At 36.1% G+C, this 22,601-nt stretch carries 32 protein-coding genes; 4 read left to right on the top strand and 28 right to left on the bottom strand.

From position 1 onward, the window contains the following. Window positions 1–27: 27 nt before the first annotated feature. The 3 genes from LCM23_RS01085 to LCM23_RS01075 all read right to left on the bottom strand — a co-directional run bounded on the left by LCM23_RS01085 (window position 28) and on the right by LCM23_RS01075 (window position 1,814). Window positions 28–402, bottom strand: coding sequence for a RidA family protein (locus LCM23_RS01085; RefSeq protein WP_224934781.1), 375 nt, complete (start codon window positions 400–402; stop codon window positions 28–30). After that, window positions 386–1,063 (bottom strand): helix-turn-helix transcriptional regulator, encoded by a 678-nt coding sequence (locus LCM23_RS01080; protein WP_224934779.1) that lies wholly within the window; start codon window positions 1,061–1,063, stop codon window positions 386–388. Before LCM23_RS01080 ends, LCM23_RS01085 begins: the two co-directional genes overlap by 17 nt. Before the next feature lie 187 nt (window positions 1,064–1,250). After that, the gene (locus LCM23_RS01075) at window positions 1,251–1,814 is read right to left on the bottom strand and encodes a DNA-3-methyladenine glycosylase I (protein WP_224934777.1); all 564 of its coding nucleotides are present in this window, start codon (window positions 1,812–1,814) and stop codon (window positions 1,251–1,253) included. A gap of 251 nt (window positions 1,815–2,065) precedes the next feature. Here LCM23_RS01075 and LCM23_RS01070 point away from each other — a divergent pair, with 251 nt between their 5' ends. Beyond that, a complete protein-coding gene (locus tag LCM23_RS01070) occupies window positions 2,066–2,446 on the top strand; it encodes a hypothetical protein (RefSeq protein ID WP_224934775.1) in 381 nt (126 codons plus the stop codon). A gap of 61 nt (window positions 2,447–2,507) precedes the next feature. Here LCM23_RS01070 and LCM23_RS01065 read toward each other — a convergent pair whose 3' ends face one another. Both LCM23_RS01065 and LCM23_RS01060 read right to left on the bottom strand, forming a co-directional pair. Then, window positions 2,508–3,146: an O-methyltransferase gene (locus LCM23_RS01065; RefSeq protein WP_224934773.1), complete on the bottom strand. Its 639-nt coding sequence runs from the start codon at window positions 3,144–3,146 to the stop codon at window positions 2,508–2,510. Beyond that, window positions 3,133–3,453 (bottom strand): hypothetical protein, encoded by a 321-nt coding sequence (locus LCM23_RS01060; protein WP_224934771.1) that lies wholly within the window; start codon window positions 3,451–3,453, stop codon window positions 3,133–3,135. The genes LCM23_RS01065 and LCM23_RS01060 overlap by 14 nt, the downstream gene beginning before the upstream one ends. Before the next feature lie 170 nt (window positions 3,454–3,623). Between LCM23_RS01060 and LCM23_RS01055 the strand changes: the two genes are divergently transcribed. Continuing rightward, complete coding sequence (locus tag LCM23_RS01055) at window positions 3,624–4,439, top strand: STAS domain-containing protein (RefSeq protein ID WP_224934769.1); 816 nt, start codon at window positions 3,624–3,626, stop codon at window positions 4,437–4,439. A 120-nt stretch (window positions 4,440–4,559) separates the two neighbouring features. Here the strand turns inward: LCM23_RS01055 and LCM23_RS01050 are convergent, their stop codons facing one another. After that, window positions 4,560–4,976, bottom strand: coding sequence for a carboxymuconolactone decarboxylase family protein (locus LCM23_RS01050; protein WP_224934767.1), 417 nt, complete (start codon window positions 4,974–4,976; stop codon window positions 4,560–4,562). A gap of 126 nt (window positions 4,977–5,102) precedes the next feature. On the opposite strand from LCM23_RS01050, the gene LCM23_RS01045 reads away from it, so the two are divergent. Continuing rightward, complete coding sequence (locus LCM23_RS01045) at window positions 5,103–5,537, top strand: Lrp/AsnC family transcriptional regulator (RefSeq protein ID WP_224934765.1); 435 nt, start codon at window positions 5,103–5,105, stop codon at window positions 5,535–5,537. A gap of 30 nt (window positions 5,538–5,567) precedes the next feature. Here the strand turns inward: LCM23_RS01045 and LCM23_RS01040 are convergent, their stop codons facing one another. From LCM23_RS01040 to LCM23_RS00945, 21 genes are all read right to left on the bottom strand, one after another. Continuing rightward, on the bottom strand, window positions 5,568–5,855 hold the full coding sequence (locus LCM23_RS01040) for an SDR family NAD(P)-dependent oxidoreductase (protein WP_224935711.1): 288 nt from the start codon (window positions 5,853–5,855) through the stop codon (window positions 5,568–5,570). Window positions 5,856–6,170: 315 nt separating this feature from the next. Beyond that, on the bottom strand, window positions 6,171–6,518 hold the full coding sequence (locus tag LCM23_RS01035) for an NUDIX hydrolase (RefSeq protein WP_224934763.1): 348 nt from the start codon (window positions 6,516–6,518) through the stop codon (window positions 6,171–6,173). A gap of 36 nt (window positions 6,519–6,554) precedes the next feature. Then, window positions 6,555–6,677 carry a hypothetical protein gene (locus tag LCM23_RS25795; protein WP_263624086.1) on the bottom strand — a complete coding sequence of 41 codons (123 nt, stop codon included), beginning with the start codon at window positions 6,675–6,677 and terminating at the stop codon, window positions 6,555–6,557. Window positions 6,678–6,708: 31 nt separating this feature from the next. Continuing rightward, a complete protein-coding gene (locus tag LCM23_RS01030; protein ID WP_224934761.1) occupies window positions 6,709–7,119 on the bottom strand; it encodes a hypothetical protein in 411 nt (136 codons plus the stop codon). Window positions 7,120–7,269: 150 nt separating this feature from the next. Beyond that, complete coding sequence (locus LCM23_RS01025) at window positions 7,270–8,523, bottom strand: acyl-CoA thioesterase/bile acid-CoA:amino acid N-acyltransferase family protein (protein ID WP_224934758.1); 1,254 nt, start codon at window positions 8,521–8,523, stop codon at window positions 7,270–7,272. A gap of 8 nt (window positions 8,524–8,531) precedes the next feature. After that, entirely contained in the window at window positions 8,532–8,738 is a 207-nt protein-coding gene (locus LCM23_RS01020; protein ID WP_224934755.1) for a hypothetical protein, read from the bottom strand. A gap of 397 nt (window positions 8,739–9,135) precedes the next feature. Next, the gene (locus LCM23_RS01015) at window positions 9,136–10,395 is read right to left on the bottom strand and encodes a collagen-like domain-containing protein (RefSeq protein ID WP_224934753.1); all 1,260 of its coding nucleotides are present in this window, start codon (window positions 10,393–10,395) and stop codon (window positions 9,136–9,138) included. 144 nt (window positions 10,396–10,539) lie between these two features. Continuing rightward, window positions 10,540–11,187 carry a cupin domain-containing protein gene (locus LCM23_RS01010; RefSeq protein WP_224934751.1) on the bottom strand — a complete coding sequence of 216 codons (648 nt, stop codon included), beginning with the start codon at window positions 11,185–11,187 and terminating at the stop codon, window positions 10,540–10,542. A gap of 108 nt (window positions 11,188–11,295) precedes the next feature. Continuing rightward, window positions 11,296–11,508, bottom strand: a complete 213-nt coding sequence (locus LCM23_RS01005; RefSeq protein ID WP_224934749.1) for a hypothetical protein — start codon at window positions 11,506–11,508, stop codon at window positions 11,296–11,298. Window positions 11,509–11,924: 416 nt separating this feature from the next. After that, complete coding sequence (locus LCM23_RS01000) at window positions 11,925–12,515, bottom strand: ankyrin repeat domain-containing protein (RefSeq protein WP_224934747.1); 591 nt, start codon at window positions 12,513–12,515, stop codon at window positions 11,925–11,927. 47 nt (window positions 12,516–12,562) lie between these two features. Beyond that, complete coding sequence (locus tag LCM23_RS00995; protein ID WP_224934745.1) at window positions 12,563–13,384, bottom strand: SPL family radical SAM protein; 822 nt, start codon at window positions 13,382–13,384, stop codon at window positions 12,563–12,565. Between the two features lie 22 nt (window positions 13,385–13,406). After that, window positions 13,407–14,012: an ABC-2 transporter permease gene (locus tag LCM23_RS00990; protein WP_224934743.1), complete on the bottom strand. Its 606-nt coding sequence runs from the start codon at window positions 14,010–14,012 to the stop codon at window positions 13,407–13,409. Continuing rightward, the gene (locus LCM23_RS00985; RefSeq protein ID WP_224934741.1) at window positions 14,005–14,874 is read right to left on the bottom strand and encodes an ABC transporter ATP-binding protein; all 870 of its coding nucleotides are present in this window, start codon (window positions 14,872–14,874) and stop codon (window positions 14,005–14,007) included. Before LCM23_RS00985 ends, LCM23_RS00990 begins: the two co-directional genes overlap by 8 nt. Then, entirely contained in the window at window positions 14,874–15,251 is a 378-nt protein-coding gene (locus LCM23_RS00980) for a GntR family transcriptional regulator (protein ID WP_224934739.1), read from the bottom strand. The genes LCM23_RS00985 and LCM23_RS00980 overlap by 1 nt, the downstream gene beginning before the upstream one ends. Window positions 15,252–15,441: 190 nt before the next feature. Next, window positions 15,442–16,506 (bottom strand): helix-turn-helix domain-containing protein, encoded by a 1,065-nt coding sequence (locus LCM23_RS00975; RefSeq protein WP_224935710.1) that lies wholly within the window; start codon window positions 16,504–16,506, stop codon window positions 15,442–15,444. Window positions 16,507–16,675: 169 nt separating this feature from the next. Next, window positions 16,676–17,131: a fumarylacetoacetate hydrolase family protein gene (locus LCM23_RS00970; protein ID WP_251162714.1), complete on the bottom strand. Its 456-nt coding sequence runs from the start codon at window positions 17,129–17,131 to the stop codon at window positions 16,676–16,678. Window positions 17,132–17,169: 38 nt separating this feature from the next. Further along, on the bottom strand, window positions 17,170–17,469 hold the full coding sequence (locus tag LCM23_RS00965; protein ID WP_224934737.1) for a DUF2437 domain-containing protein: 300 nt from the start codon (window positions 17,467–17,469) through the stop codon (window positions 17,170–17,172). Between the two features lie 19 nt (window positions 17,470–17,488). Then, a complete protein-coding gene (gene ttdB / locus LCM23_RS00960; RefSeq protein ID WP_224934735.1) occupies window positions 17,489–18,100 on the bottom strand; it encodes a L(+)-tartrate dehydratase subunit beta in 612 nt (203 codons plus the stop codon). Further along, window positions 18,097–19,011 (bottom strand): L(+)-tartrate dehydratase subunit alpha, encoded by a 915-nt coding sequence (gene ttdA, locus LCM23_RS00955; RefSeq protein WP_224934733.1) that lies wholly within the window; start codon window positions 19,009–19,011, stop codon window positions 18,097–18,099. Before ttdA ends, ttdB begins: the two co-directional genes overlap by 4 nt. A gap of 569 nt (window positions 19,012–19,580) precedes the next feature. Beyond that, entirely contained in the window at window positions 19,581–20,855 is a 1,275-nt protein-coding gene (locus LCM23_RS00950) for an SLC13 family permease (protein WP_224934731.1), read from the bottom strand. Window positions 20,856–21,342: 487 nt separating this feature from the next. After that, on the bottom strand, window positions 21,343–21,519 hold the full coding sequence (locus LCM23_RS00945) for a hypothetical protein (protein ID WP_224934728.1): 177 nt from the start codon (window positions 21,517–21,519) through the stop codon (window positions 21,343–21,345). A gap of 106 nt (window positions 21,520–21,625) precedes the next feature. On the opposite strand from LCM23_RS00945, the gene LCM23_RS00940 reads away from it, so the two are divergent. Beyond that, window positions 21,626–21,940, top strand: coding sequence for a hypothetical protein (locus LCM23_RS00940; RefSeq protein WP_224934725.1), 315 nt, complete (start codon window positions 21,626–21,628; stop codon window positions 21,938–21,940). Window positions 21,941–21,975: 35 nt separating this feature from the next. Here LCM23_RS00940 and LCM23_RS00935 read toward each other — a convergent pair whose 3' ends face one another. Further along, the gene (locus LCM23_RS00935; protein ID WP_224934723.1) at window positions 21,976–22,590 is read right to left on the bottom strand and encodes a DedA family protein; all 615 of its coding nucleotides are present in this window, start codon (window positions 22,588–22,590) and stop codon (window positions 21,976–21,978) included. Between the last annotated feature and the right edge of the window lie 11 nt (window positions 22,591–22,601).

Here is a 22,601-nt window from a genome sequence, read left to right as displayed (position 1 = left end):
TTATATGAAACTGATAAAAAAATATGATTAAATATACGCAATGGCATCTATTTCAACTTTGAATCCGAAATGTAATTCTTTTGTAGGTACTACGGTACGAGCTGGTTTATGTTCACCAAAAAATACCTTATAAACCGCATCTACTTTATCCCATAATTTCACATCTGGAATATATACTGTTAAACGCAAAATCTGCTCTTTTGTACTTCCAGCTTCTTCTACAATCATTTCCACATTCTTAAGTGCCTGCAAAGTTTCTTCTTCAATTGGGCCAAATTCTTTTTCACAGGTTTCTGGATTAACGGCAAATTGTCCTGATATATAAACGGTGTTCTGATGTACCGTTGCTAAAGCATAGTGCCCATTTGATTTTAAATTTCCTACTTCAAAGATCTTTTTCATTTACTTCTCCTTTACTTGATTTATTTTTAATTTCATCTAAATAACTATAAACAGTCACTTTAGAAATTCCTAACAAGGATGCGACTTTCTCAACAGATCCTTTCATTAAAAAAATGCCTTTTTCGTCCATAAACCTTATTAACTCAATTTTTTGGTTGCGTTTCATGACAGGATGTAGACTATTTTGAATGATTTGTTCAATCAATTGATTTACTATTTCTTCCACATTCTCAATATTATCATCCGATTTAGTTTCCTTTTCTGGAACATTAACTTGTGCGGGAAGAAATGTACTCATAAATTGTTGCAGTTGGTTCAATGCTTCCACATCAAAATTTATGCAGAAAGCACCAATCACTCTTTGCTTGGAATCACGTATTAATGATGTCGAAGAACGAATAGTACGTTTATCTTTTGTTACAAATGTATAACCAGCAAGATAATCTTCTTTAAATTCTTTTGATTGTAAAACAGTCTTCACCAGGTGATCAAAAGATTGACCTACTTCTCTTCCTGTTACATGATTATTGGCTGTATACATGACCGATGCCTGAGGGTTCGTCAAATCATGAATAACGACTTCACAGTTTGGTCCAAACATTTTTGCAGTGGATTTTGCTATAGGGATAAAACTCTCTAAAACCTGCTTAAATTCTTCCATATCTAGTACCTCATTTTTAATAATTGTATTTATTATATAATTTTATATATAAATTGCAAATTATATAATTTTTTATATAATTAAATGGTTAAACTCGGTAGTTATTTAAAAGACTTGTTAAAAAAGCATCGCATATTTTGTTATTTGTAAGGAATTCATAAAAAAAGGAATGACAGTCGCCATCCCTTTAGTTTCCTACTGGTTCGTAGCATATACAATTAGTCACATGATCATTAACCATTCCCACAGCCTGCATAAAACTATATATGGTTACAGGACCTACAAATTTAAATCCCTTCTTTTTTAAATCTTTACTTATCTGACTAGATAATTCCGTTTGAGCAGGGACTTGATCTTCGGATTGCCACTCATTCTGAAAAGGTACATGATCAACATAGCTCCAAATGTACGCTGCAAAGCTGCCGTATGTTTTTTGAACTTCCAATAAAACGCGAGCATTATTTCTAACTGATTGTAGTTTGGCTAAATGCTTAATCACACCGTGGTTCTCTTTAATGGCTAATAGGTCGGCGTCTGTTAAACTCGCACAATATTCAATATCAAAATTATGGAACGCCTCATGGTAGTTAGCTCTTTTAGATAGAACAATCTGCCAAGATAGACCTGCCTGAGCACCTTCCAATGAAAGCATTTCAAACAAATAGCGATCATCTTTACTAGGAATACCCCATTCCTTATCATGGTAATTCTGCATTAATTGATTGCTATTTGACCAAGAACATCTATACATATATATGCCTCACTTTTTTTCTTTGACTATAACATTGTTTAATGGTCATTGCATGTATAAGAAAGACAAGATTATTTTACTAAAATATAATTCCAACTTTATACCCTCAATCAAAAGAGGCGTAAGGTTAGGGAGCTAATCCTACTCGATAAAGCAAGTGTGATAACATACGATTCGTCATATTTTCCATAAAATACTGATAGGATAAACAGGAAATTATTTTACAATCCGAACAGAAAAGAGGAATGGCGATGAAGAAAGTAAAAGCTTCTCTATGTGCATTATTAGTTATTTGTCTTATCCCTATTACTGCTACTGCTAGTAGTGGATGGGATTATTTAGGTGAACAGAGTTTATCAAGTAACGGAGCAGAAAGTGAAATTTATGCTTCTACTGGTGGCGACTATATGATTTGCCGTGATAACTATGTTGGTCCAAAAGGAAAAGTGAAAGTAGAGTTATGGGAGTACGATCCCGAAAGCTATAATGATTATGTCGGCTATCGCAATATTGCAAGGGGAGAGTGCGGGATTTTCCGCAGTATTGGTAAATTTGTTGACGGAGGAAATGAAGCAGAATTTTTCGCTAAATCTCGTACCAGTAGTAATATTCATTTGATTTTTTACGATTAATAAGCAGAAAGTGCGCGCCGGCTTACGAGGTAAGAAGCTGGTGAGCACTTTTATCTATGGGTTATTTTTTCACCCTTGAAATGGTTAAACCATCGCCTATTGGAATTAAAGTAGACTCTAGTTGAGGATGACTAGCGACTATTTGATTAAATCTCTTCATATTTTCTGTATAACGTTTAGGCTCACTACTTTCATCCGCTACACTACCATTTGCAAGTACATTATCACAGACTATTAATGCACCATCCTTTGCAAGCTTAATACAAGCAATTAAATAATTTTCATAGTTTTCCTTATCGGCATCAATAAAGAAGAAATCAAATTGTCTCCGTTCCTCTTCAAGTACTGCTAGACTTGTAAGAGCTGGACCTACGATATAAGATACTTGCTCACTAAACCCTGCTTTAGCTAAATTGCCTGAAGCTAATTCGGCAAAGCTTTTTTCTATTTCTAATGATGTTAGTTCTCCCGACTTCCCAAATCCTCGTGCTAAACAAATGCCACTGTATCCACCGAGCGCACCAATTTCAAGAACATTCTTTGCTCCTGATGTTGATACGAGCAATGTTAAAAGCTTCCCTGTAGAAGGAGAAACAGAAATAGCTCTCATTCCATTTTCATTAATTGATTGAAGTACCTCCTCTAAGAGTTCATCGTATTGATAAAACACCTTATCAATATATCGATTAATTTGTTTCATGCTCATCCCCCTTTTCCATATTCAGTTCTGACTCACTCGCTAATTCGTTCAAATGAAAATGATTGATGTATTCTTCAATAATCATATCTATTGCTTTCAACTCTCCCACTAATATAGGATTAATGGTTTGCAATTCTGGTGATGTTAATTGTTTCTTCAAAATTGATTCCTTGAGCCTTAAGCTCTCTAAAAAAGTGAGCGCTCGTCCTCTACGAAATGTTTTAGCCCCCTCTTTATGCGGGCGGTTTCTTTTGCCCCTTCGCTCATCTCTAGGATGATTCTCAAATTCACTTTGTTTATCTTTCATTATCTCACCTCCTTCGCACATTATAATTGTATACAAATGTATACAATTAAGTCAATCTAGATTATATGGGTGACTATAGGTAGCTAGTGGTTGTTCACTTGCCTTTTTCTTGAGTCATCCCTCTCACACATGCTACCATTAAAAGTGACATAAATTGGAGGCTGTGACTATTGACAATAAAAATCGAAGAACACTTACAGCAAATAACTGAAAGAATCATTGCCCAAAAACCTTTATTAGCAGAAAAGCGACATATAGCAGCTAATCAATCCTATACAAATAAAACACAAGTGGATATCAAACTTTGGCGAGAAAAGTTAATAAATATTTATGCTCAATCTATCTCAACATCCGAAGAGCACACGTTTGAAACCTTACAAGAATGGGGAAAAGAAACGGTTAATCTATGGGCAAATCTTAACTTAAATCTTGAAACTGCAATTGAGGAAGTAAGATACTATCGATCACTGATCGGTGAAATCATTAAGAAAACGGCCAATGATTTCGCTCTAAGTATTGATGTATTTTACGATATCATTTCAAAATTTGATGCTGTAGTGGATCGTGCTGTTTATTGGCTGAGTATGTCTTACTCGAAACAGTTTAATCAGCGAATCCTTAGTGCAGAATCTGCAGCCGAGGAACTTTCAATTCCCATTGTAAGAATTACAGAAAAACTCGGGGTCATCCCTTTGATTGGTATTATGGATACAAATCGTGCACAAAAACTGATGCATGTCTCAATAACGTCTGCTTCTAATCTTGAATTAGAGCATATCATCTTTGATTTATCAGGCGTACCCATTATTGACACAATGGTCGCCAAGCAATTATTCGATGTAATTGAAGCACTTCAATTAGTCGGCATTTCAGCGAAAATCTCGGGTATCCGCCCAGAAATCGCTCAGACAATGGTTTCACTTGGCGTTAGTTTTAAAGTAAAAACCTACTCTAGTCTTCACCTCGCTGTAAAGGAAATCCAGTAAATGAGAAAAAGAAGGGGCCACCCTTGGCCACCTCCTTCTTTTATAAATGTGTATAAAATCTTTGACCCCATTTTTTATAAGTTCGCTCATTAGTTAAATAATTTACTCTCTTGACTAAGATCAAGAACGAGAGCCTTCTAAATTCATCATTGCCCCAAAGTACTGAGAAGCTGTTGTAAAGCAAATGAAGGCACAAAGTTCACTTATTTCCTCAACGGTAAATATTTCTTTTAAAACCTCAAAAGATGAATGAGAAATGTCCCCTTTTTTCTTTAAAAATACTTCTGCAAATCCAACGGAAATTGCTGTTTTTTCATTATATTTGTCAGGTTCTGGTCTACCTTTAGCTTTACAATAAGTACAACCATTTCCTTGTGCCAAAGCTCGCCTTACTTGTTCTTTTAATTCGGCAGATAGGAACCCTTTTGTTTCTAGCGTATCACCTAATCGGCTCCAATCATCCAATAATTCACTATTATGTCCTAATAATCTTTGAAAAGGGGTTTCTCCAATATTTGATGCGACAATTCTTGCCATTTAAAGCACCTCCTTGATAATATTTATTATTATAAGAAATAAAAAAGCCCATTTACATTAAATTCAAAATGAAAATGCAACAAATTATTTTAATATTAAACGTTATAGGAGGATTCACTTTTAAAAATGAAAATCGATGATATTGATAAGAAAATCATTAATGAATTACATCAAAATAGCCGTTTATCCATGAGTGAGATTGGTCGAAGAGTGAATTTGTCTTCCCCTTCTGTCACAGAACGCATAAGACAAATGGAGTCATTTGGAGTAATTAAAAAATATACATTAGAAGTAGATCATGAAAGATTAGGCTTGCCGATTCAATGTATCATCGAAGCAACGGTGAAAAATGGTGATTATCAATCTTTTAAAAATAATATTAAGAAATTGCCTAACGTCGCATTTTGTTATCGCGTTGCCGGAAGTGCCTGTTTTATGCTTAAAATGCATTTTGAAACATTTGCGCAAGCAGAAGCATTCATTGATAAAATGAGTCCAGTTGCACAAACAGTTACACATTTTATTTTTTCACAGGTTGAAACAAACATAATGTACGAATAGCATTTACCATTGCTTTGAATTCATTACTATTTACCTTCCCTCACTCGCATTGATTGTTTCGCCTACTATATATTTTAAGGGATCAGATGCGAGGAAGGTGACGCACACTGCTACTTCCATCGGTTTAGCAGCCATTTTAATTGATGTTGTGGCGGACATGCGTTTTAGCCGGTCATCTTTTGGGGCAAATTTTTCATGGAAAGGGGTGTCAACAAACCCTGGTGCCACTCCGTTTACAATGATACCGTACTCTATAAATTCCCTCGACATTCCAATCGTCATTGTATCCAGAGTCCCTTTAGTCGCAGCATAATGAATCCTCTCTCCCGCGCCACCTATGATGTTTCACGCCCAATACCTGAGCTCGCTTCTGTGATTAGAGCCACTTTACCTTTTAGATTACCCATCATGACCCCCCCTGTTTTTATTTCTTCCATAAAAAAAGGTTGCGATTGCAACCAAATGTTTTGTAAAGCCTATCTAATGCTTGTTCGCCAAAGTTTTTTTCTCCTTCTTTCGCAAGTTATCTCTATTCATCTACTAAATTTTCTTTCGATACAATAAGCAAGTTCGTTGCTATTTCATACAGTATATTAAAAATCCCCTATCCTCTGGAAAAGATAACGATAGACTTTACATTTCATCGATGCCCTTCCAAGCAATATCATAAATAAGATGATCTGGGTCTTGAATACTCATTTGACCTGCAATAATCTCCACTAAATAATAGTGGACTTCAATGATTATATTTAATTCTTTAAGCACATCTTTTTTGACCTTAACCTTACCACAGATCTCACCAATATAGCCCGTCTCCTCCAGTAGTTCACGCAAACAGCAATGTTCTAAATCTTCATTTGCCTCTAAACCACCAGACGGTATAGACCATGTCTTCTCTTCTTCTGGTTTGCCTTGAAGCACCATTAGTAACTGACTTTCTTCATTTATACAAATTGCTGCTGCACCGACCCATTTTTCCACTGACCTGTTATCATCCCTTCTTTTGAAACAATGCTGTTAACAAACCTGGTACGCCAAATAAGCAATTAAGTTGTTCAAATCACTTCCATGCTTCTTATTTCTATTAAAATCTAGCATCTTTAATAAGTCTTCGTGATTATAAATAACCTCTTTCATCATTATTTCACTCCCCAAAAACAATTGATTAACTCTAGTCCTTCATCCAAGCAACAGAATTAAGAGAAAATATGTATATTGGATAGACAAAAAAGCCTGCAAGAATAAATAATCCTGTAGAGGGATTAGGGCTGTCTCCAGGATAAGTAATAGGAAACAAGACGTTGTTTACATAAGAGAAAACAACTAGATAAGGAAGCCACAAGAGAAGCGACCAATAATGAATCTTTCTCTTTTCAAACCATTTAAGAATAAGAAAAATAAGCCATACTGTGATAGCAATAAAGCCGATTAAAATAGCACTTATAATAATGATATTCATTGTTCTAGTTTCAAAACCTGATAACCGTGCAAATCGATAAACGTTTGCCATTAGTGTTATTGGAAGATAGAATACCAGAGCTATACAGAAGCTAATGACATTTATGCGGAAAAAGTTTTGCAAGAATTGCACTCCTTTTCTGTAAATATATAACTGTATATTACCAACATATTTATCGAATTTCAATAAATAATATTCCTAATACAATAAATATATAATAATTCCGACCCTCCAGCCACTGGCTAAGTCAACTTAAACCGACAAACATATTGATTATTCATCCCCCAGTTTTTTCGCGAAACTTCTCCTAAAAAAATCGATTGTTTCTTCCCATGAGTGCACGCTCGCTTTTGCTGTTTGTGCTTTTGTCCCACCGGTAAAGCCATTGGCTACAATCGGTAAATACGGTATCCCGATTTCATGGCCTGCTGCTTCATAAAAATGTTTTTGAATATTTTCATGTGTACATACATCATGAAAAACAGAAGAACGAAAATTAGCGTCTTCTTTTCCAGATATCAATAAGTATTCCTTTTTGGTTTCTTCGATAGGGATAATGGCTTTATTGAGTTCATACAAACAATCGTACCAGTACGATAATGGATTCCCTCCTCTCATCCATTGTGCCCTACAATAGGATGCTACCTCTACAGGGTTTTCTTTAGAGGCATATGGTAAGGCTTGTCCGCGAAAATGCCAAGCAGGCGGTAACGTTCTTGCTTCAGACCATGGCACAATGCCTGCAAAAGAAACGGCTGAACCATTAAGAGAGACAGCTGCTGTGATTTCATCAAACAAGACAGACGACCACAAAGCTAGCTCACCACCCCTTGATGTTCCATGGATTCCTATCCAGTTCGGATGAGCATCCCTTCTATTCGTCAACCAAATAATTGCATTTCCAATGAGTTCTAGAGGGACCTCTACCAATCTGTCATTTAATCCTTCTTCACCAAAATAAGCTAAAGCCAATGTGTTAAAGCCATATGCAGTTAATGCACTCGCTGCAAAATCGTTTGTCCCCCCTTCAGAACCTGAAACGACTATAATGGAAGGTCTTACTTTATAATCCCGATGATAATAATATCTCCCAATCAAACCATCACCATTAATTGGAATACTATCCACTTTTTTATCTTTATACCATTTCCTCACTATTATTTTCTTATCTAAACAAATATTATCTCTATAAAGAGCAATTTCATATTCATGAGGATTTAATCTTATGTACGGCTCGCTTTTATTTTCTGTTTGTTCTTCTATTTGCATCGACCAAAAAAGACCCATTGCGTCCGTTTCAGTATAAGTGCCTTCATATGGCTTTGCGCTTGCTAAGTCAATTTTCCCATGTTCATCTGCAATAAATTGAGCATAAGAAACTCTTTTAATGAATTTATTCTTCGTTACTGAATGCCTAATAAGCTCTACTTTATACCGCTTGCCACTTTGTAAGGGATAGAAGCTTAAATGAAGTGGCTCAGCAATCAGTGAAATCCAGCGATTGTTTTTTTCATGAATTATAGTCATCTCTTAACCTACTTTTCGATATTTTGTTGCTTCATTTCTCTTTCAATTGAACGAACCATTTCTTTTAGCTCTGCTATCTCCATCAGCAATTTCTGCTGATCTTGTACTTTTGGTTGAAAAAACAACCGATAAAGCTGCGAAATTCCCCAATATACCATACATAAACTAATACCAAATACAAGGAATATAATCGCAATGGGTATGATATTCTCCATTAACAATACACCTCCATTTGTATTTCTTTCCTTTATCATTCTCTCTTTAGAAGGTTTTTCAGATAACCATATTATATATCACCATTTACTTTTTTTGTATTTTTTTACAAATAAACCATAGTTTTTTTCCTACTTCTACTCAATTAATTATAAAATAATGTAATATACCTAACTTTTGAGTGTTAAATTGGTATCGGTGCCGTGTAAAGTATAAGGGATTGCTTGTCTTATATATTAAGTAAGAAAAGAAGTTCTATATGGGCATACAAGTTGAGCTGTAACCCTTAGATGAGATGGTAATTAAGAAAATAACAAACTACCATTAAAAAAAGAACAAAGACTATCTTAGCTTTGTTCTTTGAATTCATAGCATATAATTGTTTCATTCATCATTTCTTTATTGAGCTGCAACCCATGGTGATAGTTGTAGACTAACATCACTTGTATTGATGTTTTGACCAATAAAAAACCCTTGTAAATTTTGTGCTCTAAAATTAATTGAAGGGGCATCTTGTGTACTAGCATAACCGGCCGTTTCTGCACCAATATTACATCCATTTACTTGATTATATACAGCTAAATAATATTGTTCTTCTGCTAGTAATGTGACTGGTGAAACAAGTGGTAAGTTAAATACTCCTGGTGTGATTGTATTAACAAGAGGTGTGACCGCAATTACTGTTGCGTTATTATTGCCTACAGGACTTAAAATAGCCATTTGAAAATCACCTGTTACGTTGCCATCTTGAACAATGTAACACGAAAGTTCTGATACCGTTTGCTCTGTTTGATTAAATACTAATGCACCTACTGCCTGAAAATTCCCTCCACCTGCGTTAAATGGTAATTCTGCATTGATACTACCCATTGTTAATGTTTGAAGGAAGTTTCCACCACCTCCACCACTTGGACCGGTGGCCCCCGTCGGACCTTGTATACCTATTCCTGTGGGGCCAGTTGGACCAGTTGGACCAGTCGGACCCGTTGGACCTATGGGACCAGTTGCTCCTGTCGGACCTGGTGGACCGCCTGCTGGACCGGTTGGGCCAGTCGGACCGGTTGGGCCTCCTGCTGGACCGGTCGGACCCGTTACTCCTGTTGGACCAGCAGGGCCGCCTGATGGTCCTGTGGGGCCTGTAATTCCTATTCCTGTCGGACCGGTCGGACCCGTTTGTCCTGTGGGACCAATCGGTCCGGTTGCTCCTGTTGGTCCCGGAGGTCCTCCTGCTGGACCGGTTGGACCAGTAGGGCCTGTTGGACCACCGAATGGACCAGTGGGACCTGTGACTCCTGTTGGCCCTGGTGGTCCTCCTGATGGTCCAGTTGGACCGGTGACTCCTATTCCTGTCGGACCAGTGGGGCCTGTTGGACCGGTTGATCCCGTTAAACCGGTGACTCCTATTCCAACTGGACCGGTTGCACCCGTTACACCAGTCATACCGGTCACCCCAATTCCCACTGGACCGGGAGGACCCGTTACACCAGTCATACCAGTCACCCCAATCCCAACTGGACCTGTGGGACCTGTTACACCAGTTATACCAGTTATACCGATGATGATTGCCCCAGGACAACATATATTACATTTATCACAATGGGAGTAGTATCTTTTATTACATTTACGACAATATTTCTTTTTCTCTCTACTAACTAACACGATGAAACCTCCCTTTTTTTAATCTATATAATTATGTTATTTGTACAACTTCCTTTTGATTGTATTCTTGCCTATAGCTAATACTTTGTCATATCAATCCACAATAAAAAAAGCTGCCTCAGCAGGCAGCTAATTCTAAAAGCTTCAATCATATGGTTGATACTGAATAGGGTGAAATTGTTTTTGTTGAGTATGTTGAGTTTGAGAATTAGGTTGGTAATAGTGTTGATGGGGATTTTGATGTTGGGTTGTTTGTCGTTGACAATCCGCCGATGGGCCAATGATTACTGTGTTAGTAATAGGTGAAATCGCTTCTTCCCATTTATCCTGATCAAGACAATAGTTATCAGACATCACTTTACTTGGAGTTAATCGCAATATATCTGAGCCATAAATAGCTTGTGGATAAGGAGCATCAAAAATAGCTAATAAATGCGTGTTATCATCGGTCGCTACCTCATAATGCCAAAAACCTTGAGGGACATTTGCTACTTGTCCTGGTTTAATTGGTATATTTTTCAACTCATTTGTAAAGGGATTAATAAAGGAAACGACCGCAGAACCACTCACACAATAGACCAGTTCTGAAGCATTTTGATGAATATGAGGTTCTACATATTTCTCTTTACTAAGAAAAATATCTAACATTGACACATTCCCAAGCGTGTTTAGCTGATCCCTCCCTAAAGCATTAATATAGTTTTGGTTGTCCCTTTTGAAAAGTTGGTTATTTCGTAAGTCATACATATATTGGTTATTAGGTGATTGATAATCTATATATGATACAGCCATACCATTCACTCGCCTTCCTTAGATCTCATTCGCTTTAGTATATGGTTTGGGCTGTGAGAGGTGAATACTTTTTATTTTGCGATTCGATTCCAAGGAAATTCTCTAGAATCAAGTATCATAAGGTATTTGAAGGTTCTCATACGACAATGAAAAAGCTTGGTTATTATAAGGAGCATGATTACTTAATACATCCCTCTTTCCGTTATCAGTCGTCAATACAACGTACGTGGCAGTTAAACTAAAACTATCCCCTAAGAAACTCGGATTAAGGATATGTCTGTTCATCACCTTTGAAAAGATGGTAAGGACGATGATGCCCATGGATCATCATCTCTTCCTATCTATCATTGTATATCTTCTCTATATTAGAAAGTGAAGACTCAACAATCGAGCCAAAGATCACCGGGGCTATTTCCATCAATTCTCTGCCTTTTCTAATGACCTAATAAATAAAAAACCCCAGTGATTTCTTCCTCTATCCATCATGAAAGAGAGTTTAACTTGGGAATAAATGATGGTTGCACATGTGAAAGTAACCATTGATGAGGTCAAAAATGCAGATGACTTATTAGATAAGCTTGTCTATTGGCTAAGACTAAGATCGCCTCATCATCATCCCCATTGACCATAAAAATATCCTTTCGCAGGAAAAAACAAATAAAACTGACACCTTTTGAGGAGTCAGCTTATCGTTTTATTTTATATTATCTACAATTTTAAGAGAGTAATTGACTAACTTACTTTTTCACCTTTTCCAATATCTCAATCATCTCTCGATACCCTCTATCCCTCGCATGTTGCAAAGGTGTTACTCCATCTTTGTCTGTAATCGTAATGTCTGCTCCATGATCAATGAGCAATTGAACAATTTCTTGATGTGTTTTGCCACCATCACTTAAAATGATGGCCTCGAGTAATGCTGTCCAGTGCAAATCATTGATATGGTTCACATTCGTATCAGAATGTGTGAGCAGTTCCTTTACAACTTCAATATGCCCCCGTTCACATGCCGGAATAATGGCAATGCCACCGTAGCGATTGGTGATTGTTGTATCGGCTCCTGCTTGGATAGCTAATTGAACAATTTCAAGGAGTCCTTCAGCACCTGCGTATAAAAGCACATTATCTAATCGTTTATTTCGAATATTGATATCTGCACCATGCGCTATTAGCACTTGCACAATTTCCATTTGATTTTGTTGGGTCGCTGCCATAACGGCTGTATTCCCCTCGTCATCTTGTGCATTTATATTCGCCCCGATATTTAACAATGTTAATAAATGATCTTTATCTCCCTCTCTAGCTGCCTTTATTAATTGTAAACTCACAATCACTAACCTCCATCTTTAAAGTGTACCTCTATATATGTTTATAGTTATGAGGGGGCAAATCCTGCTTGACTGATGTAGATTTGTTCTGGTGGGAAAACTTTTTTAAATCTTTTCTCTACGCAAGTGATAACAGACGGTTGATACCATTTTTCCAATCCTAATGCGTGATACTTCTTTTCAATCCCTAAACGACTTGTCCGTTTTCCACCACTGCCATCACCCATAAAATAATCATCGATACATACACGATCAACATATTCTTTTAATTTTGTGGGAAATTCCTCACTGCTAGGCAGTATGGGGGCAACTGCTACTTGTGTGGGGATATTGGCATCTGCTAGTTTTTTTAAGGCATTCATTCTCGCCTGAATAGGCGGTGCTTCGTTTGCAAACCGCTTACGTATTTCCTCATCATCGGTCTCAATCGTCATACTGACTCGAACACTGTTTCCTAATTTCTTTAGTAAATCAATATCCCTTGTAACAAGCGGGCTTCGTGTTTGAATAAGGAGAAAATCTGCTGGATTGCTAACAAATACTTCTAAAAGTGACCTTGTGACTTCTTCCTTATACTCCACCGGTTGATAAGGATCCGTACTGGAAGACATGAAGATTGTGACGGTTCCTTTCTTCTTTTCCCTGTTCAATTCTTTGTCTAACAACAGAGCAGCTTCCTTTTTTACATCGACCCACTCACCCCATTCTCCTTTTCGAAAAAGGGAAACAGGCATTTGCCTTACATAACAATATGCACAGCCAAATGTACAGCCCGTATAAGGATTCAGAGTATGTGTGTAGCCTGAAAGATAGCCAGTTCCTTTATTAAGAATCGTCTTCGGTTGTTTATAAAGATACTCTTTTGTCATCTTCCGAACACCCCATTATGAGTTAGAATACTTTACGACTATAAATAGTCAATGAGACAGCCCAAGAAATCAAATAAACGAAACTCACTAATACAGCGAGGAGCAGTATTTCATTACCATTTAATGAAACCATATACTCAAAAGTAGACATTAAAGTCCCAGCCATATTCAAGTCGAAAATCCTCGCTACTACCATAGTTACCCCAAATAACCCTAGTGTACCAATTAATAAATATTGACTCTTAAATTGATAAGAAAACGGAAATAGGAAAGAGATAGCCAACATTACAAGACCAAAAATAAGTAATGCCTCTTTCCAGCTTGTAAGCGTCGCATGAATTGAAATATTCCAAACAAATACTACCAGAACGACTAACGCGGTGTATAAAAGTGTACCAAAATATTTTGAGCTTACGATTTCTTTTCTTGTATAAGGTAATGCATTGAGCATTTTGTTAATCTCCGGTTTTTCATCAATGGCAAATGCATTCATCGCCAAGGCAATACTAAAAATGAGCGCATTCCATATGCTAGAAGAATTTTGGGTTAAGAATAAGATAAAAATTGGTAGCAAGAAAATCATCGTGTTCTTTTGTAAGATAAAATCTTTTTTTAGCAAGTTAAACATACCTCTCTTCCCCCTTTTTCGTATAAAACATTAAATCTTCAATTGTTGGCTTTTCAGTGACGACTAAATCACCAAATACGTCATGTACTCTTCTTTTGTTCGCTGTTAATCCTTCAAAACCCGATGAGGATTTGCGGAGGCCAATGAACTCTTTTTCCGTATCGCGATCTAATAACTCGATGCTACCCTTAACAATAGCGTAATCTTCTTCAATGCGATAAGCTTCTTTTGTGAAAATATGTTTACCATTATGAATGAAAGTAATATAATCTGCTATTCTATCTAAATCCGAAGTAATATGAGTAGAGAAAAAGATCGTCTTCGTCCCATCTTCCATAATTTCTTGTAAAATATCTAATAATTCTCGCCGAAAAACTGGGTCTAAGCCAGATGTCGGTTCATCCATAATAATCAGTTCAGCATGATGCGACAATGCAACTGTTAAAGAAGTCTTCATTAACATGCCTTTGGAGAATGTCTTAATTTTTTTCTTTAATGGTAGCTCAAATTTTCTTACATATTCATTAAACAATGCATCATCCCAATTACGATAAGCAGGGCGCAGAAGTTTGCGTAATTGAGCAAGAGTAATATGTTCATAGTAGACATTCTCATCAAAAACAAAGCCAATCCGTTGTTTGATTTCTTTTTCAAATTGTTTATATTCAAGTCCAAATACCTTCACGTCGCCTTTGTCCGGTTGCAGTAAATTCATCATCAAATTGATTGTTGTAGATTTCCCTACCCCATTTCCCCCGATAAACCCAGTAATAAACCCTTTTTTCACAGTTAGGTTCATGTCTGTTAATTGAAAACTCCCGAATGATTTATGGACACCTTTTAACTCAATTACATTCTCCATTAATTTTCCTCCCTGTATAGTAATGAAAGTAATTCGATTAATTCAGTAAGTGGAATGCCTATTTCCTTACTATTTTCCACGGCAGACAGTAATTGTTCTTCGATTACCTTCATTTTTCGTTCTTTCATCATTTCATTATTTTGTTCGGAAATGAAGGATCCTTTTCCAACTACAGAATAAATAAAGCCATTCTTTTCAAGCTCTTCATAAGCACGCTTTGTGGTAATGACACTGATGCCAAGATCCTTCGCTAACTGCCGCATAGAAGGCAAAGCCTGCCCTGCCCCAAGCTCGCCTTTCAGTATTTGCGTTTTCACTTGCCCACAAATTTGTTCATAAATCGGTTCTTTCGATTGATTAGAAATGATTATTTGCATCATTACCCCTCACCAACATATTGTATATATACTTTATATACAATATACACAAATAAATAAAAGTATGCAATACTTTTTATCAATACAAAAAAGGAAAAGCCTCCCCTACTTAATAGAGCGCTTTTCCTTTCAACAATACGACTATTCAATTACTTTTCCCAAATATTAAACGCAACTTTCCAACTAACCATTAAAGAAGTTTTTCTTCTATTTTTGTTATCTTTTTGAGTGTAATATCAAGCTCTTTTCGTATTTCTTTAATTTTTTGATAATCTTCTTTATTCAATAATTCTTTTACTTCCTGTCTTTTACGCTGATAAAGAAGGTCAGATGATATTTCCGTTTCTTTCTTACCTCTTATTAATTCTTTAAACTCTTCTTCATCGAGATACCTTTTTTCCGTTAATAGACTTTGCGAATGCTTTTTTTCTGAAAGTTGTTTTCTGTACTCTGAGGGGGTTTTACCAAAGCTGTTCCTAAAGGCTGTATTAAAGGATTTCACTTCGGAAAATCCATAGGATAAAGCAATATCAGATATTTTTTCTTCCAAATTAGATAGGGCATATGTAGCTTCCCTAAGCCTTATTCTTGTCAGATACTCATAAAAGTTGATCCCAAGATTAAGCTTAACAATCTGGGAAACATAGCTCTTATTATATCCAAATACCTTGGAGAGCTCCTCTAGACTGATTTTACTTCTATAATTTTTATCAATATAGCGAATCATTTGATTCACTGCATCATTTTTTCTTTTATTACTTGCCATTTCTGTCGATGAAATCTCTTCTGGAGGAAAGTATTTGACTAAAGTTGCTGTAAGCTCATGAAGAAGACTTTCGCAGCACAATTTTTCTGTTGGTGAGTCTCCCCCCATAAATTGTATCATTTCCACAGCAAGCCTTCTTATTTTTTTAAAAGGTTCAGCATGTCGGTTTTTAGAACTTGCTATGCATCTAAACTCAAGTAAATGGTAATCACTAAAATAGGAACTAAAATAAATTGGATGGAGATGAATAACCATTGCAATAGAATTCTGTTTTCTAGCAAGTGTTGCGTGCCCTACGTTACTATTTATAATCATCATATCATTTTCTTCCAATATATTATTCCTACCATTAATGCTAACTTCAATCTCTCCCTGAAGTACAATTAACAGTTCCATGGCATCGTGCCAATTGTAATGATAGGATCCAATATAGTATACATATTGCTTTACATCGATATCTCTTTTGTGATTTTCCAAAGTATAAAACATTCGACCCATTTAATTACCAACTCACTTTTGTATAAATTTATCATCTAAATATAATTCAAATTATACCAAACATAGTAATTATCGTTTTAACCTTGTTTTTGACTCACAAAAAAAGCAATGCTTTTCATAGCATCGCCCTTGTTATAGATTCTTATCTCTTAGTTTCTATTTATTTTACATAATTGGTGAGTTTTCCAATATTGTCCACCTCAACGACTACAGTGTCTCCCGAATTCATTGAACAACTCCCGGAAGGTGAACCAGTAGCTAGAACATCGCCTGGCTCGAGTGTCATTACCTGTGATATCCAACTAATAAGAAAAGGAATGGAAAGTGACATCTGATTCGTATTTCCTTCTTGGACAACTTCCCCATTTAATGAGGTAACAATCTTTAGGTTAGTTGGATCTATACCTTTTACAATACATGGACCCAATGGCCCAAAAGTATCAAAACCTTTGCCCCTTGTAAACTGAGGATCTGATTTAGTCAGGTCCCTTGCTGTTACATCATTAAATATAGTGCAGCCAAAAACATAATCTAACGCCTCTTCTTCTTTTACATCTTTCGCACGTTTTCCAATTATGAGTGCTACTTCTCCCTCTAGTTCTACCTGTTTTGTCAAATTAGTTGGTGGAAGAATGATGTCACCTTGATCCGGGATTAGTGAAGAAGTCGGTTTAAAAAGAGAAAAGGTTCACATAGATTAGCCGTGCCCCCAGTTTCTTTTGCGTGATCTGCATATGTCCAACCAAAATTAACGATTTTCGAGGGGCTTACTGGCTCCAAAATCTTTACATCACTATATTTTACTCTTACTCCGTCATATTTTAAATCGTTGTTAACAACTTCAATGAAATCACCAGACAGTTGAATAATCTCGTTATCTTCGACAATTCCGTAATAAACCTTACCCTGGTTCAGATAGCGAACTATAGTTTGTGCCTTTAGTAATGTCTTCATTTCACAAGAACTCCTTCACTTAGTTGATAAATCCAACCTGCTTGCTAATGAGTTCATATTGTTCTTCTTTCTTCTTATTGAACTCTACCTTATTTTGCTCAAACACATTGCTTCCTTCTGTATCAATTGAAACAATAAGAGGACCAAATTCTTTTACTTCACATACCCAAAGTGATTCGGGCATACCAAGGTCTTTCCAGTGGACTTCTTTAATACGTTCAACCTTTGTTGCTGCTAATACTGCATTCCCAGCTGGAAATACAACATGAAGTGCTTTATGCTCCCTGCACCCCTCTTCCGTATTCTTTCCCATACCACCTTTTCCTACAATGACTTTCACACCTGTTTCTGCTATGAATTCTTTTTCAAATTTCTCCATTCTCATGCTCGTTGTCGGACCTACAGAAACAATCTCATAGTTTTCATTTCCATTATCTCTAACAATTGGACCAGCGTGGAAAATTGCATTCCCTTTAAGATCTACAGGTAGCGGAACTCCTTTTTCAATCAATCTTCTGTGGGCAACATCCCTACAGGTAACTAGTGTACCAGTTAGGTAAATAAGGTCCCCTGTTCTTATATCTTTAAGATCTTCGTCTTTTATTGGTGTGGTTAATACTTTCTTTCTCATAATGTTACCCCCTCGTGCGTACCAATTTCGTAGTTTAAGTTTGCGTCAAATGTAATTTTGCCTCTTCTGTGAGACCAGCAACCTGTGTTAATTGCCACTCCAATAGTCGATGGGTGTCGTGCTGTATTTACAACATTTACACCCATTAGGGACTTAGAACCTTTTAACCCTTGAGGTCCAAGACCAATTGCATTTATTCCATCTTCAAGAAGTTTTTCCATTTTAGCAGCATTTTCGTTAGTATTTTTGCTTCCGACAGGTCTCATAAGTGCTTTTTTAGAGTTCATTGCTGCTGTTTCAACAGATGTTCCAATTCCGACACCTACTAGAAGTGGGGGACAAGCGTTAAGTCCATACGTTGTCATTCGATCAAGTACAAACTTTACGACACCTTCATATCCTTCACCAGGCATAAGAACTGTAGCAGTTCCAGGAAGAGTACAACCGCCCCCAGCCATGTAGGTATAGATCTCCACTTTGTCACTATCTTCTTCAATTTCCCAGAAGATACTTGGTGAACCATTTCCAATATTTTCGCCTGTATTATATTCATCAAATGTCTCTACAGAATTATGACGCAATGGCGTTTCTTTTGTTGACTTATATACACTCTGTTTTAAAATGTTATCTAGTTGACCAATTAATGGAAAATTATCTCCGCACTTTACAAAATACTGTAGAACTCCTGTATCCTGACAGGATGGCCTCTTTAATTCACTAGCTAGCTTTTGATTTTCTTCCATAGTTTCATAGATTATTTTTGCAAGGGGATTTGTCTCCTCAGCACTTAGTTCTTTTAGTTTAGTTTCTACATCTTTTGGAAGCTTATAACTAACGAGAGTAATAAACTTTGAGATAATGTCTGTCATTTTTTCTACTTCCTGCTTCTTATTCATTTGCACCTTTTCCATAGTAACTCTCCTTTTTCTACTTTATTTTATGTTTCAATAAAAATAATTCTTATCGTGTCGAGATAATCTCGAATATTTCTAAAACTTAACTCAGGGATAATGAGCTTTTGGAAATAATGCTCTAAATATTACCTCATATAGAATTTCACCTAGTGTATATTTCTTACAAACATATTAAACTTTCAAAAATGTAAGCGCTATTCGATTATTTTAAGGTTGTGATTTTATTTTTTATAGTTATCTTAGACCCTCAAGCGTTTATTGATTTGAAACATATAAAAAATAACCATCTCATTAATTTTTTTAAAGCTTTTTATAAAGGGAATCATGTGTATACAATCTAATTTTTCATCTTTTAAAAGAGCCTTTCGGTTCTAAATTAATACCTTGGTAAATACTTTGGAGTTTTTTCAAAAAATTTTTTAATGATTATTGAATGAGCTAAGATCTTCTAGAATCATCCTTACTCATCCGTACCGATTTACAGATGTTTTTCATTGCACTCTCTCAGTTTGTTTAAAACTAAGAGAGATTTTCTTTTATTTGCGTTCATAGTAACTCGTTTTCTATTATGGATAGAATGGAAATAGAATTGGTAACAAAATCATTCCTACAACTATTGAGATAAGAAGCAAGGGTGCACCTGCTCTCACATAATCTTTAAATGCATACCCTCCTAAGCTGTACACCATTGTATTTGCAGGCATTCCAATAGGGGTTAAGTAAGCACAAGATCCTCCAATTACTGTTGCCATTAGAACCGCTTTAGGGTCTGCCCCCATTACATTGGCAATCGAAAGACCTATCGGAACTAAAAGTGCTGTAGTTGCAGTATTGGACATGAAATTTGTCATGATTGCAGATATCATAAATACAACAAATAACAAAACATAAGGTGAAGGATTTTCTCCTATACTGCCAATAATAGTACTGGCCAATAAGTCCCCCGCACCCGATTTCACCATTGACTGTGCAAGTGCAAGTGACCCAACAAATAGCAAGATTGTATTCATATCGATAGATCTCATTGCGTTTTTTTCAGAAATAACCTTTGTAGCAACTAATACCAATGCCCCTACCCAGGCAGAAATATATAATTTCACACCAATTAGATCTTCAAATATCATTGCCAATATTGTTAGAACAAGGACAATTAATGCGACATTCTGCTTCCATTTTGGCACCTTCGAGTAATCAGTATCTTGATTATATACATTGTCTGAATCTAGTGGATCATCCTTTCTATCTGGAAGAAGCTTATAACCAAATAGCCCAAAATAGATAATCCCAATAATAAGCATCGGTAAACCAACTTTTGCATATTCAAAGAATCCAAACTCCAACCCCATATCCTGGAGTGCTGACTGAGCTATCATGTTACCTGGAGCCCCAATTAAACTAAGATTCCCTCCCATTGCTGAAGCCATAACCAATGGCAATAGTAGTTTAGAACGTGCAAAACCAGACTTTGCAGATATACCAATTAGAACTGGTATAAGAACTGCGGCGGTTCCTGTATTAGAAAGAACTCCAGACATTAAACCTGTAATAATCATCACAGCAACTATTAACTGTCTTTCTGTTTTAGCAAACTTAGTAATAACACCCCCAACTTTCTGAGCCATACCAGTATCAAAAAATGCAGCACCCACAATAAACATCGCCATAAAGAGAAGTACGTTACCATCTACAAAACCGGAAAAAGCTTCTGATGCGTCCAGAACCCCTGTAATTGTAAGCCCCACTGCAACAATCATAGCTGTAATCGAAAGCGGGATTTTCTCCCAGGCAAACATAATAACAGCAAAAATTAAAAATAATAGTGTAATAATTTCTGGACTCATATTAATACCCCCATCAGTAATACAACAGTTAGTGAAAACGCTTTACACACAGAATACTAAATTATTCAAAAAATTAACGCTATTCATTTTTTTGAAAGCGTTTTAATTTTTTTCTGTTTATTTATTTACTTTAAATCTTGATTAACCTGAAATATATAAAAAATCCCCCCTTTTCAAATAACCACAAATAGCTATTTTTAAAGGAGGGAAGCATTAATATTTTTCTTAAATTGTATTTTTTATTTAAATTTCATTTAAATAATTTACTAGGAAGAGATTTTATATTATAAGTTCAAAAATATTTTTAATATAAAATCTAGAATAACGTAACAACAATGGCGATCTTAAACTGCCTTCTCTATTGCTCGGAAGTTCTTTCTTTCGAAGGGTGATAATTATAGAATTAAGTAACAAAATTTTTTCGCTACTTGCCGATTACATTGGGGATATGAAAAGAAGACCTCTCATTATAAGAGGTCCACAACGTCTATTGGTATTTTGTTTTAAAATTGAGCATTCGGAGACTGCCGAAAAATACAGCACTACTAATCATTAGAATAATAAATGGAATACCACCTTCTCCATTAGTAGATAATAGGTAAAATGTATATATAAATAAGGAAATCAAAAAAAGCAAAAGCAAAATAATCCAAGACTTTCTCATTGTAATCCCCCCTAAAGTAGTTATTATTTTATATAATTCACCATTTGAAAGGTTATCATTCGCTCTGAGTAAATGTTCTTTTTGGAAATCATTTATTTCCCTCAAAGTGAACATTGATTGGGAAGGAGAGCTTCGTTATATCATACTGTCAGACGAACGTGGAGAGTATAAGCTTACGATTAAATATAAGGGGAACCCAGAAGAATTAAAGAATGTTTTAGATTATAGCTTTAGCTTCGAGACAAGTCAGTTTGCTGGTGGAAGAACGAGAGCTTTCGATGAAAATGAAGATATACCTAATCCGCGGGTATTTAGAGATAGTGGTAGTTTAGACAACAGATTGCATTTACTAAAAGATGAAAGGATTGATGTAACGGTCAAGTGGGGAGAACAAATAGAGGCTTTCACCTTAACAAACTAATAAAGAGTAAGGTTGTTCCCCCTCTCGTAACAACCTTACTTTTTATGAAAAACTCTCTTTTTTAAAAAAATCATCACTATAACAATAAACACAAGAGCAATGGCGCCATAGACAATATAGGAATACACATCCATATAACCGACCACGGACTCCCATGATTCTCCTACCGCAGCACCAATAAGGACGAGAACGATATTCCAAATCAAGGTCCCAGCTGTTGTCAAAATAAGAAAAACAAGAAAATTCATATGCCCCATCCCTGCCGGTAAAGATATTAAACTCCTAATCAAAGGGATAAAACGGCAAAAGAAAACGGTCCACATTCCGTATGTTGAAAACCAACCGTTTGCTTTATGAATATCGTTTTTGGTTAGTCTTAAAATATGACCCCAACGTTCTACGATTTGCTCCACTTTTCTGATGTCAATCAGCAAGCCAACACCATAAAGAACCACTGCGCCACCTACTGACCCTAAGGTCGATGTTACAACAACGCCAGCTACACTTAAATTCGTAGTAGTCGTCATAAATCCACCAAAAGTTAAGATCACTTCAGATGGAATGGGCGGAAAGATATTTTCCAACATAATCAACAAAAAAATCCCAACATAACCAAACTGCTCCATCACACTTGTAATCCAGTTCTCCATCTGCCTTTCAC

Origin of the sequence: Cytobacillus kochii (assembly GCF_020171845.1) — a bacterium.
Classification (GTDB): Bacteria; Bacillota; Bacilli; order Bacillales; family Cytobacillaceae; genus Cytobacillus; species Cytobacillus kochii.
Note: the sequence above shows the minus strand (reverse complement) of the source record. Positions and strands in the feature narration are given on the sequence as shown.